Annotated in this window: 17 protein-coding genes and 1 tRNA gene; 9 read left to right on the forward strand and 9 right to left on the reverse strand. The window is 67.6% G+C overall.

Annotated features, from left to right (window positions below; genetic code table 11):
• The first annotated feature begins 3 nt into the window (after window positions 1-3).
• Genes AC1D2H_RS09870 through AC1D2H_RS09880 form a run of 3 tightly spaced genes read left to right on the forward strand, consistent with a single transcriptional unit; the run spans window position 4 to window position 1,198 of the window.
• Entirely contained in the window at window positions 4-486 is a 483-nt protein-coding gene (locus AC1D2H_RS09870; protein WP_478010802.1) for a cupredoxin domain-containing protein, read from the forward strand.
• A gap of 17 nt (window positions 487-503) precedes the next feature.
• The gene (locus tag AC1D2H_RS09875; RefSeq protein ID WP_478010803.1) at window positions 504-821 is read left to right on the forward strand and encodes a copper-binding protein; all 318 of its coding nucleotides are present in this window, start codon (window positions 504-506) and stop codon (window positions 819-821) included.
• The gene (locus AC1D2H_RS09880) at window positions 818-1,198 is read left to right on the forward strand and encodes a hypothetical protein (RefSeq protein ID WP_478010804.1); all 381 of its coding nucleotides are present in this window, start codon (window positions 818-820) and stop codon (window positions 1,196-1,198) included. Before AC1D2H_RS09875 ends, AC1D2H_RS09880 begins: the two co-directional genes overlap by 4 nt.
• 44 nt (window positions 1,199-1,242) lie before the next feature.
• Here the strand turns inward: AC1D2H_RS09880 and AC1D2H_RS09885 are convergent.
• The 4 genes from AC1D2H_RS09885 to AC1D2H_RS09900 form a co-directional block, all read right to left on the reverse strand.
• Window positions 1,243-1,330 (reverse strand) — tRNA-Ser (locus AC1D2H_RS09885).
• A gap of 47 nt (window positions 1,331-1,377) precedes the next feature.
• Window positions 1,378-2,673, reverse strand: coding sequence for a serine--tRNA ligase (serS, locus tag AC1D2H_RS09890; RefSeq protein ID WP_478010805.1), 1,296 nt, complete (start codon window positions 2,671-2,673; stop codon window positions 1,378-1,380).
• 74 nt (window positions 2,674-2,747) lie between these two features.
• The gene (gene ispH, locus AC1D2H_RS09895) at window positions 2,748-3,725 is read right to left on the reverse strand and encodes a 4-hydroxy-3-methylbut-2-enyl diphosphate reductase (protein ID WP_478010806.1); all 978 of its coding nucleotides are present in this window, start codon (window positions 3,723-3,725) and stop codon (window positions 2,748-2,750) included.
• Complete coding sequence (locus tag AC1D2H_RS09900) at window positions 3,725-4,168, reverse strand: FKBP-type peptidyl-prolyl cis-trans isomerase (protein ID WP_477936131.1); 444 nt, start codon at window positions 4,166-4,168, stop codon at window positions 3,725-3,727. The genes ispH and AC1D2H_RS09900 overlap by 1 nt, the downstream gene beginning before the upstream one ends.
• Before the next feature lie 40 nt (window positions 4,169-4,208).
• On the opposite strand from AC1D2H_RS09900, the gene radC reads away from it, so the two are divergent.
• On the forward strand, window positions 4,209-4,883 hold the full coding sequence (gene radC, locus AC1D2H_RS09905; protein ID WP_478010807.1) for a RadC family protein: 675 nt from the start codon (window positions 4,209-4,211) through the stop codon (window positions 4,881-4,883).
• Window positions 4,880-5,527 carry a Smr/MutS family protein gene (locus AC1D2H_RS09910; protein WP_478010808.1) on the forward strand — a complete coding sequence of 216 codons (648 nt, stop codon included), beginning with the start codon at window positions 4,880-4,882 and terminating at the stop codon, window positions 5,525-5,527. Before radC ends, AC1D2H_RS09910 begins: the two co-directional genes overlap by 4 nt.
• 20 nt (window positions 5,528-5,547) lie before the next feature.
• Here the strand turns inward: AC1D2H_RS09910 and AC1D2H_RS09915 are convergent, their stop codons facing one another.
• The gene (locus tag AC1D2H_RS09915) at window positions 5,548-6,114 is read right to left on the reverse strand and encodes a hypothetical protein (RefSeq protein WP_478010809.1); all 567 of its coding nucleotides are present in this window, start codon (window positions 6,112-6,114) and stop codon (window positions 5,548-5,550) included.
• A gap of 259 nt (window positions 6,115-6,373) precedes the next feature.
• On the opposite strand from AC1D2H_RS09915, the gene AC1D2H_RS09920 reads away from it, so the two are divergent.
• Window positions 6,374-7,018, forward strand: a complete 645-nt coding sequence (locus tag AC1D2H_RS09920) for a hypothetical protein (protein WP_478010810.1) — start codon at window positions 6,374-6,376, stop codon at window positions 7,016-7,018.
• An 11-nt stretch (window positions 7,019-7,029) separates the two neighbouring features.
• Here the strand turns inward: AC1D2H_RS09920 and AC1D2H_RS09925 are convergent, their stop codons facing one another.
• The 3 genes from AC1D2H_RS09925 to AC1D2H_RS09935 are packed head-to-tail and all read right to left on the reverse strand — an operon-like array spanning window position 7,030 to window position 9,008.
• Entirely contained in the window at window positions 7,030-7,419 is a 390-nt protein-coding gene (locus AC1D2H_RS09925; RefSeq protein WP_478010811.1) for a group II truncated hemoglobin, read from the reverse strand.
• Entirely contained in the window at window positions 7,412-8,224 is an 813-nt protein-coding gene (locus AC1D2H_RS09930) for a MinD/ParA family protein (protein WP_477936143.1), read from the reverse strand. Before AC1D2H_RS09930 ends, AC1D2H_RS09925 begins: the two co-directional genes overlap by 8 nt.
• Before the next feature lie 58 nt (window positions 8,225-8,282).
• The gene (locus tag AC1D2H_RS09935) at window positions 8,283-9,008 is read right to left on the reverse strand and encodes a GGDEF domain-containing protein (RefSeq protein WP_477936145.1); all 726 of its coding nucleotides are present in this window, start codon (window positions 9,006-9,008) and stop codon (window positions 8,283-8,285) included.
• Between the two features lie 212 nt (window positions 9,009-9,220).
• On the opposite strand from AC1D2H_RS09935, the gene AC1D2H_RS09940 reads away from it, so the two are divergent.
• The 3 genes from AC1D2H_RS09940 to AC1D2H_RS09950 are packed head-to-tail and all read left to right on the forward strand — an operon-like array spanning window position 9,221 to window position 11,839.
• Window positions 9,221-10,072: a CheR family methyltransferase gene (locus AC1D2H_RS09940; protein ID WP_478010812.1), complete on the forward strand. Its 852-nt coding sequence runs from the start codon at window positions 9,221-9,223 to the stop codon at window positions 10,070-10,072.
• A 2-nt stretch (window positions 10,073-10,074) separates the two neighbouring features.
• Window positions 10,075-10,740: a chemoreceptor glutamine deamidase CheD gene (gene cheD / locus AC1D2H_RS09945; RefSeq protein WP_478010813.1), complete on the forward strand. Its 666-nt coding sequence runs from the start codon at window positions 10,075-10,077 to the stop codon at window positions 10,738-10,740.
• A 10-nt stretch (window positions 10,741-10,750) separates the two neighbouring features.
• Window positions 10,751-11,839: a protein-glutamate methylesterase/protein-glutamine glutaminase gene (locus AC1D2H_RS09950; RefSeq protein WP_477936151.1), complete on the forward strand. Its 1,089-nt coding sequence runs from the start codon at window positions 10,751-10,753 to the stop codon at window positions 11,837-11,839.
• Between the two features lie 4 nt (window positions 11,840-11,843).
• Here AC1D2H_RS09950 and AC1D2H_RS09955 read toward each other — a convergent pair whose 3' ends face one another.
• On the reverse strand, window positions 11,844-12,149 hold the full coding sequence (locus AC1D2H_RS09955; RefSeq protein WP_478010814.1) for a hypothetical protein: 306 nt from the start codon (window positions 12,147-12,149) through the stop codon (window positions 11,844-11,846).
• Window positions 12,150-12,196: the final 47 nt, after the last annotated feature.

A 12,196-nucleotide genomic window follows, 5' to 3' on the forward strand; every position in this document is an offset into this window, starting at 1 on the left:
ACGATGAAGACCCTCATCATCACGTTTGCGCTGGCCTTCGCGGCTGTCGCTGCCCATGCCCACGGAGACCATGCCGCAAGCGCGCCTGGCGCGGCCAGGAAGGAACAGAAACCCTGGGGCATCGCCGGCGAGCGCCGCGCCGCCAAACGCACCATCGAGATCAGGATGAGCGACGACATGCGCTTCATGCCGTCGCGCGTCGAAGTCCGCCAGGGCGAGACCGTCCGTCTCGTCATGCTCAACCGCGGTGCCGTACTGCACGAGCTTGTCATCGGCACACAGCGGGAACTGGAGGAACACGCGGCATTGATGCTGAGGTTCCCGGACATGGAGCATGACGAGCCCTATATGGCCCATGTGAAGCCGGGCCAGACCGGTGAAATCGTCTGGACCTTCAACCGTGCGGGCGAGTTCGACTTCGCCTGCCTCATCGCTGGCCATTTCCAGGCTGGCATGCGCGGCAAGTTCATCGTCCGCGCGCGTTGAATCGAGGAATCCCATCCATGAAAAAACTGCTTCTCTGCGCCGCGCTGCTGGCGGCACCCGCCCTGCCCCTGGCCGCCGAAGCGCCTGCTGCCGCAGCGTCGGCTGCTGCCGATGCGATGACCGATGCCGAGATCCGCAAGATCGATCTTGCCGCGGCCAAGCTGACGCTGCGCCATGCTGAGATCAAGTCCCTGGACATGCCGGCCATGACCATGGTCTTCCAGGCCCGCGACAAGCGCCTGCTCGACGGCCTCAAGGTCGGCGACAAGGTGCGCTTCAAGGCCGCACACGAGGGCAGCCAGTTCATCGTCACGCACATCGAGGTGGCGAAATGAAGACTGCCATCACCCTGCTCTGCCTCGCCGCGAGCGGCCCCGCCCTCGCTGCTGCGCAGGTTGTCGACATCGACTGGACGAGCGAAGGCCGCTTCGCCCACGCGACGACGCTGGCGCCCAAGGAGGTGCTGGAGGTCTGCGGCAAGCTGCCCAAGGTCAGCCGTGTCCAGTGGTCTTTCGAGGCCACGGCCGCCCTGCCCTTCAACATCCACGTCCACCAGGGCAAGGAGGTCGTCTACGTGGCCCGGTTGGAGCGCGCCGAACGCGCCCAGGGCCTGCAGACCTTCGACGCCGAGCCGGCGCATTGCTGGATGTGGGCGAACAAGGGCGCGCAAGCCGTGAAGGTCGGCGTCGAGCTGCAACAGCTGCCGCGCTGAGCGCACAAAGAAAAAGCCCGCCGGGGTTGCCGGCGGGCTTGGTCTGGAGGAGAGGGGGGGATTCGAACCCCCGAGACGTTACCGTCCGCCTGATTTCGAGTCAGGTACATTCAACCACTCTGCCACCTCTCCGAATCTGGTGCGAGCTGAGCCCAGCATTATAGCCAGGATTTTTCGGTTCAGCCGCGCAAGGTGTCGACACCACCCAGATAGGGGCGCAGCGCCTCGGGCACCGTGATGCTGCCGTCCGCGTTCTGGTAGTTCTCGAGCACGGCAACCAAGGTCCGGCCGACGGCCAGGCCGGAGCCGTTCAGCGTGTGCACGAACTCGTTCTTGCCCTGGGCGTTCTTGAAGCGCGCCTGCATGCGGCGGGCCTGGAAGGCGCCCATGTTCGAGCAGGAGCTGATCTCGCGGAAGGTGTCCTGCGCCGGCAGCCAGACTTCGAGGTCATAGGTCTTGGTCGAGCCAAAGCCCATGTCGCCGCTGCACAGCAGCACCGTGCGGTAAGGCAGGCCGAGCTTTTGAAGCACAGCTTCGGCGTGGCCGGTCATCTCTTCCAGCGCGGCCATGCTGTTCTCGGGCAGCTCGATGCGCACCATCTCGACCTTGTCGAACTGGTGCTGGCGGATCAGGCCACGCGTGTCACGGCCAGCAGAGCCGGCTTCCGAACGGAAGCAGGGGCTGTGCGCCGTCAGCTTGACGGGCAGGTCCTCGGGCTTGAGCACGCTCTCGCGCACGGTGTTGGTCAGCGAGATTTCCGAGGTGGAGATCAGGTACTGCTCGACCTGCTCCTCGTCGCCGCCGCGCAGCACCCAGAACATGTCTTCCTTGAACTTGGGCAGCTGGCCCGTGCCCTCGAGGATCTCGCGGTTGACGATATAGGGCGTGTAGCACTCGGTGTAGCCGTGCTCGGTGGTCTGCACGTCGAGCATGAACTGGGCAAGCGCACGGTGCAGGCGTGCGGCCGGGCCCTTCAGGAAGGCGAAGCGCGAGCCCGAGAGCTTGGCGCCCATCTCGAAGTCCAGGCCCAGCGGCGCGCCGAGGTCGACATGGTCCTTGACCGGGAAGTCGAAGGACTTGGGCGTGCCCCAGCGGCGCACTTCGACATTGCCGTTTTCATCCACACCCGCCGGCACGCTGGCGTCCGGCAGGTTGGGCACGCTCATCAGCAGCGTGTTCAGCTCGACCTGGATGGCGTCCAGGCGTTCGGCGCCGGCCTTCAGTTCGTCGGCAATGCCACCGACTTCGCTCATCAGCGCCGAGGCGTCTTCGCCCTTGCCCTTGGCCATGCCGATCTGCTTGGACAGCGCGTTGCGGCGCGCCTGCAGCTCCTCGGTGCGCACCTGCACCGCGCGGCGCTCGCCTTCGAGCGACTTGAAGCGCTCCACGTCGAGGAAGGTCTGGGGGTTCTTGCGCGCGTTCAGGCGCTCGATGACGGCATCGAGGTCCTTGCGCAGCTGGGTGATGTCGAGCATGGGATAAAACCTTGGGAATCGAATAGACAAGCGGCGCCGATGTCAGGCGCCGCCGGGAGCTGGAAGCACCGGCATCAGGATCGGGACGAACTCACCTCGGCCATGGACTTGTCGCCCAGGCCCATGGGCAGCGGGAAGCGCACATGCTCTTCGACGCCCGGCAGGCTGCGCACCGTCGTGGCGCCGAGGGCGCGCAGGCGGTCGATGACGGCCTGCACCAGCACATCGGGCGCCGAGGCGCCGGCCGTCAGGCCCACGCGGGCGCGGCCTTCCAGCCACTCGGCCCGCAGGTCTTCGGCGGCATCGACCATATAGCCCGGCGTGCCCAGGCGCTCGGCCAGCTCGCGCAGGCGGTTGCTGTTGGAGCTGGTGGGGCTGCCGACGACGATGACGACGTCGACCTGCGGCGCCAGCACCTTGACGGCGTCCTGGCGGTTCTGGGTGGCGTAGCAGATGTCCTGCTGCTTGGGCTCGCGCACCTGCGGGAAGACGCGCTTCACCTCGGCCAGGATGTCGGCGGCGTCGTCCACGCTCAGCGTCGTCTGCGTGACGACGGCCAGCCTGGCCTGGTCCTTGACCCGCACCTTGGCCACGTCCTCGACGTCCTCCACAAGGAAGATGCCCTCGGACAGCTGGCCCATCGTGCCCTCGACCTCGGGATGGCCCTTGTGGCCGATCATGATGAATTCATAGCCCTCGCGGTGCAGCTTGGCCACCTCGACGTGGACCTTGGTCACCAGCGGGCAGGTGGCGTCGAACACCGTGAAGCCGCGTGCGGCGGCCTCGCGGCGCACCTCCTGGCTGACGCCATGGGCGCTGAACACCAGCGTCGCGCCGGGCGGCACCTCGGCCAGGTCCTCGATGAAGATGGCGCCGCGCGACTTCAGGTCGTTGACGACATAGGTGTTGTGGACGATCTCGTGGCGCACATAGATGGGCGAACCGAACTTCACGAGGGCCCGCTCGACGATCTCGATGGCCCGGTCCACGCCCGCGCAAAAACCGCGTGGCTCGGCCAGCACGACTTCCTGGGGAAGGATGACGGCGTTCATCACAGCACCCCGATCACTTGCACCTCAAAGCTGACCGGCTGGCCAGCGAGGGGATGGTTGAAATCAAACAGCAGGGCCTCGTCGCCCAGCTCGCGCACGACGCCGGCGTAGCCGCCCTGCCCGTCCGGTCCGGGGAACTGCACCACGTCGCCGACGTTGTAGACCTCGTCCGGGTCGCCCAGCTGGCGCAGCAGGCTGAGCTTCACGCGCTGCAGCAGCTCGGGGTTGCGCTCGCCAAAGGCCTCGCCCGGCGCCAGCGTGAAGCGCTCGTGCGCGCCCTCGGGCAGGCCGATGAGGCGCGCCTCGATGGCCGGCGACAGCTGGCCGGCGCCCAGGGACAGGGTGGCGGGCTTGTCGTCAAAGGTGTTGACGATGTCGGCGCCGTCCGGGCCCGAGAGCCGGTAGTGCAGGGTCAGGAAGGACCCGGCCTGGATAGGGTTCATGCGAGGAAGAGAAACGCTTGGCTAGACTGGGCGCGATTTTATGTCGTTGACCCATCTGCCCCCGGAAGCCCGTCCGCGCGAGAAGCTGCTCTCCCGCGGTCCGCAGGCACTGGCGGACGCCGAACTGCTGGCCCTGCTGCTGCGCACCGGCCTCCCGGGCCTGCCCGTGCTGCAGTTGGCGCAGAGCCTGCTGGACCGCTTTGGCGGCTGGGCGGGGCTGCTGGCGGCGAGTGTTCAGGACCTGGCCAAGGTCAAGGGCCTCGGGCCCGCCAAGCGCGCCGAGATCGCCGCCGTGCTGGAGATCGCGCGGCGCTCGCTGAACCAGCAACTGGCCGAAAAGCCGGCCATGAACGACGTCGACACGGTCAAGACCTATCTGCGTCTGCACCTGGGCGGCCTGGGTCACGAGGTCTTCGCGGTGCTGTTCCTGGACGCTCAGCTGCGCCTCATTGCGATGGAGACGCTGTTCCAGGGCAGCCTGACGCAGACGACCGTGCACCCGCGCGAGGTCGTCAAGCGGGCCTTGGCCCTGGGCGCAGGCGCCGCCATCCTGGCCCACAACCACCCCAGCGGCGTGGCCGAGCCGTCGCGGGCCGATGAACTGCTGACCCAGCACCTGAGCCAGGCCCTGGCCCTGGTGGACGTGCGCGTCGTCGACCATTTCGTCGTCGGCGCGGGCGAGGTGGTGTCCTTCGCCGAGCGGGGGCTGCTGTGAGCGCCAGGACCGTGCGCAGCCTCGCCGACCTGAAGCCGCTGGCGCGCGAACTGGCCGCGGCCAGGCTGGCGGCCGAGATCGAGCGCGAGCGCGTCGCCGCCGCCGTGCGCCWGGCCGAGCAGGAAAGGCGGGTCTTCGAGCTGACCGTCGGCCCGGTGACGCCGCTGCGCAGCATGGACCGCTTCATCCACGAACTCGAACAGCCGGCGCCCGAGCCGCGCCAGCGCGAAGCCGACGAGCGCGCCGTGCTGCTGCAGGCCCTGTCCGACGAGATCGACGTCGACACGCTGCTGGACACCGACGAGACGCTGAGCTTTCGCCGCGAAGGCATCAGCCTGGAGGTGGTGCGCAAACTGCGCCGCGGCCACTGGTCGCTGCAGGCCCAACTTGACCTGCATGGGCTGCGCCGCGACGCGGCCCGAGAGGCCCTGGGCCTCTTCATCCATGACAGCGCGCGGCGCGGCCTGCGCTGCGTGCGCGTGGTGCACGGCAAGGGCCACGGCTCGCCGGGCCGCGAGCCGGTGCTCAAGGGCCGCGTGCGGCGCTGGCTGGTGCAGAAGAACGAGGTGCTGGCCTTCGTGCAGGCGCGCGCCAGCGACGGCGGCGCGGGCGCCCTCGTCGTGCTGCTGGCTGGAACGCCCTGACGAAGCGACGCCGCGCGCGCCTATTCGATCTTGCTGGCGCCTTCGATCCCCAGCACCAGCGGGCGCTTCAGGTCACCGGCGTTGTGCAGGCCCGAGGGCGTGAGTTGCAGATCGCGCGCCTTGAAGTACAGAAAGCCGTTGACCTGGCTGACGGTGACGCTGCCCTTGGCTGCACCGCCGGAGTTCCATTCGACGATCTTCTTGTTGGACACGTCGGCGAAGTTCACCTTCACCTTGCGGGCCGCGAGATTGGGCTGGGCGGCGACCTGGTAGACGCCCGGCGCCGGCGTGGCACTGCCGAAGTTCAGCGAGGCCACTTGCAGCTTGTCGCTGGGCGCCAGCACGAAGGCCTCGGACGTGGCGAGATACAGCAAGCCGGCCTTAAAGGCGTACTGCTTGGCACCGGCGCTGGCGCGCAACTCGCCGTAGTTGAACCAGCCGTTGGGACCGGCGTAGAGCTTGCTCTTCGGGTTGGTGTAGCGGTCATCCGGCGCCGGAGACACGTTGGTCCAGGCATCCGCCGCCGGCTGGGCATGGGCCAGTGCGCTGGCGGCGAGGGCGACGCAGAAGAACAGTTTCCGGTGCATGGAGAGCGTCCCTTCAAGATGGCGAAGCGCGCGGCGCGCAGGACGGGCACGTTAGCACGCGTGCTGCCGCTGGCCGAGCGCGCGCGTTGCCCAGCGGAACGGCCTGACGCGCCGCTGACGGCGAATGACACCGGGCTGTCGCGTCGCGCGGCAGACACGCGGTGCAACGCCATTGACCAGTCCGGTTAGCCCGGAGTAGTCTGGGCTCGAGCCGCCATCAGCGCGACATCCGGTTTCCCAGCCCCAACGAGGAGAGCCCATGTCCCTTACCTTTTCCGATCGTGCGCCCCAGCCCAAGAGCTATGTGGGTATCGGTTTCGTCGTCGCGCTGCATCTGGCCGCGATCTATGCGCTGAGTGCAGGGCTGATGAAGACACCCCCGCCACGGCACGAGAGCACACCGATCAAGCCGCTGCCGCCCGAGGTCCGGGAAATTCCGCCGCCCCAGGAGCCGGCGCTTCCGCCTCGCCCGATCTTCCGCGATGTGCACATTCCGATTCCGGAACCCACGGAGCCCGTGGTCGCACCGCAAGATCCCGTCATCCGCGGCACCGTGGTCCGCGAACCGGGTCCCATCACCGATGGGCCGACGGCTGGCACGGTTCCGACGGTCGTCCCACCGACGACCAAGCCCGACACCAGCATCAAGGCGCCCGGCGCCGTCTGCTCCATGATGCCCAAGCCCGAGGTGCCTGTCGTCAACTGGGCCGGCGAAGCCGTGCTGCAGGTGATTGCCACGGTGCGCGGTGGCCGCGTCGTCGGTACGGACTTCCGCGTGGCCCAGGGCGCGCTGGATGGCAAGACCAAGCGCTCGCTGCAGCGCTCGGTGGAATCGGCCCTCGCCGGCTACCAGTGCCAGGGCGACGCGACCTTCCAGCAGGAGTTCGCCTTCCGCATCGACTGAGGGCGGCTGCCCTAGACGTTGCGCATCCAGTCGGCCGTGCCTGCGAAGGACTCGGCCAGACGGGCCTGCAGGGCCGGGTCCACCCCGGTTTCCTGCATGGCCTGGCCCATGCAGGCCAGCCACTCGTCGCGCTCGGCGATGCCGATGCGAAACGGCATATGCCGCGCCTTCAAGCGCGGGTGGCCGAAGCGGCTGATGTAGTGGTCGGGCCCGCCGAGCCAGCCGCACAAGAACCAGAACAGCTTGTCGCGCGCGCTGTCCAGCGTGTCGCCATGCGCCGCGCGCAGCCGCGCGTAGGCGGGCTCCAGGTCCATCAGGTCGTAGAAGCGGTCGACGAGTTCGCGCACCCGCGCCTCGCCGCCTGCCCATTCGAAGGCAGTGGTGGGAGTCGATTCAGCCAAGGAGTTTGGAGGCGAGCGCCTTGATGGCCTGGGCTGCGTCGCAGCCGGGGTAGTGCTCCAGCATCAGCTGGCGCTTGAGCACGGCCTGCTTGACGGCGACATCGGCCTTGACCTCACCGTAGAGCTCGAGCCGGAAGCTCTGGCCCGGCGTCGGGCCGACGAAGCGCTGCAGCACCTGCTGCAACTGGCCGCAGATCAACTTGCCCTCGCCGACGCGGTTGGCCTGGTTGACGAGCAGGCCCACATGGCGGCGGTCCTGCTGCGTGGCCAGCACCTTGATGGTGGCGTAGGCATCGGTGAGCGACGTGGGCTCGGGCGTGGCGACGACGAGGACGTCGGTGGCCAGCGAGATCGCGAACAGCACGACGTCGGAGATGCCGGCACCCGTGTCCAGCAGCACCCAGTCGAAACGCGGCTTGACGAGGTCGATGATGTGCAGCAGCTTGTCGCGCACCTCGGGCGTCAGCCGCGAATACTCGACCATGCCCGAACCGGCCAGCAGCACGGAGAAGCCGCCCGGCGCGGGCAGGATGGCCTGCTCCAGCGTGGCCTTCTCGGTGAAGACGTCGTGCAGCGTCAGCTTGGGGTGCAGGTTCAGCACCACATCGAGGTTGGCGAGGCCCAGGTCGGCGTCCAGCACCAGCACCTTCTGGCCGCGCGCGGCCAGGGCCGCGGCGAGGTTGGCGGTGACGAAGGTCTTGCCGACGCCGCCCTTGCCGCTGGTCACGGCGAGGGTACGGGCGCCGGAGCGCGCCGGGCGTGCCGGCGGCGGCGTGGGGGCAGCAGGATCGGAGGTCGTAGTCATATGAAAACCTTCGTGCTGCGCACTGCGGTGCGAGCCCTTTCGGGCGGCCGTGCAGGGCTCATATCGTGTCCTGTTGCGTTTCGAGATTCAGGGAGGCGAACAACATGCCCTTTTCTTCGGCGCTGACCAGGGAGTCGATCTGGGGTTCGAGGCAGGCGCGGTTGCGGCCTTCGGCCTTGGCGCGGTAGAGCTGGCGGTCGGACCGCTCCGTCCACAGCAGTGGCGACGAGCGCACCCATTGCGGCGCGAAGGCGCCGCCCAGGCTGACGGTGACACTGAGCATCTGGCCCGGGCCGACCTCGATGGCGAGTTCGGACACGCGCTCGCGCACCCGCTCGGCCACGGCCAGGCCCACATGCGAGGCGCAGTTGGGCAGGATGATGGCGAACTCCTCGCCACCCACGCGGGCGACGAGGTCCATGGGCCGCACCGTTTGCTCGACGGCGCGGGCCACGGCGCGGATGACCTGGTCACCGGCACCATGGCCGTGGGTGTCGTTGACCGCCTTGAAATGGTCGATGTCCAGCATCAGCAGCAGCGCGCCCTCACCGGAGCGGGCGACGCGGTCGACCTCGCGGGCCAGGGCCATCTCGAAGCTGCGGCGGTTGACGAGGCCCGTCAGCGCGTCGCGGCTGGAGAGATCACACAGCGCATCGAGCACGGCCTGCAACCAGGCGGCGCTCATCGGTTCTTCGTCCGGAAGCAACGCCCCGGCCTGCTGCAGCAACTGCAGGGCCTGGTCCAGAACGAGCACTTCGGCGTCGATCAGGTGGGGGGCGGGCAAGCGGTGTTCCAAAGGTTGGGACGGAAGACTGGATTGTGGTTTCGGGGCAGTCTAGCAGCGGCCCCTGTGTGTCCAGGTCGTGAAACAGGCACGTTCCTGAGGCCTGTTTGCACTATGCTGGACCGGACCAGGACCGTACAAACGCCCTGCGGTGCAGAATCGGCGCGCCACGCCAGAACTGCTGCGAGCACCAACAAATCTGATTTTTAGACATGCCCGCACCCGACCTCGCCACCGGCAACGACGCCCTCGATCACGAGTTCAGTTTCAGCAAGGCCGACTTCGACCGTGTGCGCGAGCTGATCTACAAGCATGCCGGCATCAGCCTGCATGACGGCAAGCATGCGATGGTCTACAGCCGGCTGTCGCGGCGCCTGCGCGAGACCGGGCACAAGAGCTTTGCGAGCTATCTGCAGTGGCTGGAATCCTCCAGCGGCGCATCGGGCGCCGTCGAATGGCAGGAGTTCGTCAACTGCCTGACGACCAATCTGACGTCGTTCTTCCGCGAGGAACACCATTTCCACGCCTTGAAGGACGACCTCAAGCCCTACGTCGGCAAGCCGGTGCGCATCTGGTGCTGCGCCGCCTCCACCGGCGAAGAGCCCTATTCCATCCTGATGACCTGCAGCGAGGCCCTGGGCGCCAGCGCCTCGGTGCAGCTCGTCTCCAGCGACATCGACACCAATGTGCTGGCCGCGGCCAAGCGTGGCGTCTACAACGCCGATGCGCGCGGCCTGGACGCGACGCGGCTGAAGAACTTCTTCATGCGCGGCACCGGCGCCAACTCCGGCAAGATCCGCGTCAAACCCGAGTTGCAGCGCTGGGTCGAGTTCCGCGCGCTGAACCTGATGGACGCGCAGTGGCAGTTGGGCGACCCCTTCCACATGGTGTTCTGCCGCAACGTCATGATCTATTTCGATGCGCCCACCCAGCGCAAGGTGCTGGAGCGCATCCACCGCGTCATGCGGCCGGGAGGGCTGCTGTTCGTCGGGCACTCGGAGAACTTCACCGAGGCCCGCGACCTGTTCAAACTGCGCGGAAAAACCATCTACGAACGGGTCTGAGCATGAGCACTCCCCTCGCCTCCRCACCCACCATCGGCTTCGGCAACCCGGCCGGGGTGGCCAAGGTCAACCACCTCAAGGCCCAGCCTCGCAAGCAGGGCGAGGCCTCGTTCTTCTTCTACGACGCCCACTTCAAGAACGCGGCCGTCAAGATCCTGCCGGGCGAGTACTTCGTCGACCAGGAAGACCTGCTCGTCATGACGACGCTGGGCTCCTGCATCGCTGCCTGCCTGTGGGACCGCGTCGCCAAGGTCGGCGGCATGAACCACTTCATGCTGCCCGAGGGCAATGGCGACTCGGGCCGCTACGGTTCCTACGCGATGGAACTGCTGATCAACGAGATGATGAAGCGCGGCGCCAGCAAGGCCCGCATGGAAGCCAAGATCTTCGGCGGCGGCGCCGTCATCTCGGGCATGAATTCGCTCAATGTCGGCGAGCGCAACACCAATTTCGTCATCGACTTCCTGAAGCTGGAGCGCATCCCCATCGTGTCCAAGGACGTGATGGACGTGTACCCCCGCAAGGTCTGTTTCCTGCCCGCCAGCGGCAAGGCCATGGTCAAGCGCCTGGCACCGACGAATACCGACGCGCTGGTCCAGCAGGACAGGGCAGCAATCCAAAAGGTGCAGCCGGTCGCCAGCAGCGGCGGCTCCATCGATCTGTTCTAGGAGGCCAACGATGGCCAAGACCAAAGTCGTGGTGGTGGACGACTCGGCGCTGGTGCGCTCCATCCTCACCGAGATCATCAACCGGCAGTCCGACATGGAATGCATAGGCGCGGCCGCCGACCCCCTGGTCGCGCGCGAGATGATCCGCAACCTCAACCCCGACGTCATCACGCTGGACGTCGAGATGCCGCGCATGGACGGGCTGGATTTCCTGTCGCGCCTGATGCGGCTGCGGCCCATGCCGGTGGTGATGGTGTCCACGCTGACCGAGCGCGGCGCCGAGGTCACGTTGAAGGCGCTGGAGCTGGGCGCCATCGACTTCGTCGCCAAGCCCAAGATCGGCGTCGCCGACGGCATCAAGCTGCTGGCCCAGGACATCACCGACAAGATCCGCATCGCCTCCAAGGCGCACATCCGCCGCGCCCCGCCGCCGCCAGCACCCGGCACGGCGGCGCCAGCGCCGGTCAAGGCCGTGACGATGGCCAGCCTGGGCAAGGCCTCGACCGAGAAGATCATCTTCATCGGCGCCTCCACCGGCGGCACCGAGGCCACCAAGGACGTGCTGATCAACCTGCCGGCCGACAGCCCGGCCGTCGTCATCACCCAGCACATGCCGCCCGGTTTCACCAAGAGCTATGCGGCGCGCCTGGACGGCCTGTGCAAGATCCGCGTCAAGGAAGCCCAGGACGGCGAGCGCATCCTGCCCGGCCACGGCTATATCGCGCCGGGCGGCATGCATCTCAGCGTGGAACGCAGCGGCGCCAACTACATCGCGCGCGTGCAGGACGGCGAGCCCATCAACCGCCACAAGCCTTCAGTCGAGGCGCTGTTCCTGTCGGCGGCCAAGACCGTCGGCCCGAACGCCATCGGCATCATGCTGACCGGCATGGGCGCCGACGGCGCCAAGGCCATGAAGGTCATGAAGGACGCCGGCGCCTACAACTACTGCCAGGACGAGGCGAGCTGCGTCGTCTTCGGCATGCCGCGCGAGGCCATCGCGGCCGGCGCGGCGGACGAGGTGCTGCCGCTGAACCAGATCGCGACCAAGGTACTGGAGCGCCTGCGCGCGACGTCGGGCATCTCGCTCAACCGCGTCTAGAAGCTCAGCGCTTGGAGRCGCTGGCCGGCACCTCCGCCTTGGCCAGCAGCAGCGGGCGCTGGCGGGCGACGACGACGGAGTCGTTCGGGAACACCGGCTTGAAACCGTCCAGCGACTTCGGGCTGGCCGGTACCCATGCCGTCTGTGCGGGAGGCGCGGCCTTGCCAACCACGACGACACGGTTCGAGCGGTCCGCGGCCGCCTCCTTCAGTTCGGCATTGGCATCCGTGAAGGCCCGGGCGGTCGTCGTGGCGAGCACGAGAACGGCGGCAAAAGAGGCAAAAGCAAGCCAGCGGGGCAGCGTGTTCATGGTGGATCTCCTTCAAGTGCTGGTTATGCTATGCATCCAGCGCCGCG

This window comes from Roseateles sp. P1_C1_2, assembly GCF_056406535.1.

Bases quoted from the DNA above. Each gene is read 5' to 3' on its own strand.
- AC1D2H_RS09950 (WP_477936151.1), top strand. From the start codon at position 10,751: ATGGCCAAGACCAAAGTCGTGGTGGTGGACGACTCGGCGCTGGTGCGC.
- AC1D2H_RS09930 (WP_477936143.1), bottom strand. From the start codon at position 8,224: ATGACTACGACCTCCGATCCTGCTGCCCCCACGCCGCCGCCGGCACGC.
- AC1D2H_RS09880 (WP_478010804.1), top strand. From the start codon at position 818: ATGAAGACTGCCATCACCCTGCTCTGCCTCGCCGCGAGCGGCCCCGCC.
- AC1D2H_RS09920 (WP_478010810.1), top strand. From the start codon at position 6,374: ATGTCCCTTACCTTTTCCGATCGTGCGCCCCAGCCCAAGAGCTATGTG.
- serS (WP_478010805.1), bottom strand. From the start codon at position 2,673: ATGCTCGACATCACCCAGCTGCGCAAGGACCTCGATGCCGTCATCGAG.
- AC1D2H_RS09900 (WP_477936131.1), bottom strand. From the start codon at position 4,168: ATGAACCCTATCCAGGCCGGGTCCTTCCTGACCCTGCACTACCGGCTC.
- radC (WP_478010807.1), top strand. From the start codon at position 4,209: ATGTCGTTGACCCATCTGCCCCCGGAAGCCCGTCCGCGCGAGAAGCTG.
- AC1D2H_RS09940 (WP_478010812.1), top strand. From the start codon at position 9,221: ATGCCCGCACCCGACCTCGCCACCGGCAACGACGCCCTCGATCACGAG.
- AC1D2H_RS09915 (WP_478010809.1), bottom strand. From the start codon at position 6,114: ATGCACCGGAAACTGTTCTTCTGCGTCGCCCTCGCCGCCAGCGCACTG.
- AC1D2H_RS09875 (WP_478010803.1), top strand. From the start codon at position 504: ATGAAAAAACTGCTTCTCTGCGCCGCGCTGCTGGCGGCACCCGCCCTG.
- AC1D2H_RS09870 (WP_478010802.1), top strand. From the start codon at position 4: ATGAAGACCCTCATCATCACGTTTGCGCTGGCCTTCGCGGCTGTCGCT.
- ispH (WP_478010806.1), bottom strand. From the start codon at position 3,725: ATGAACGCCGTCATCCTTCCCCAGGAAGTCGTGCTGGCCGAGCCACGC.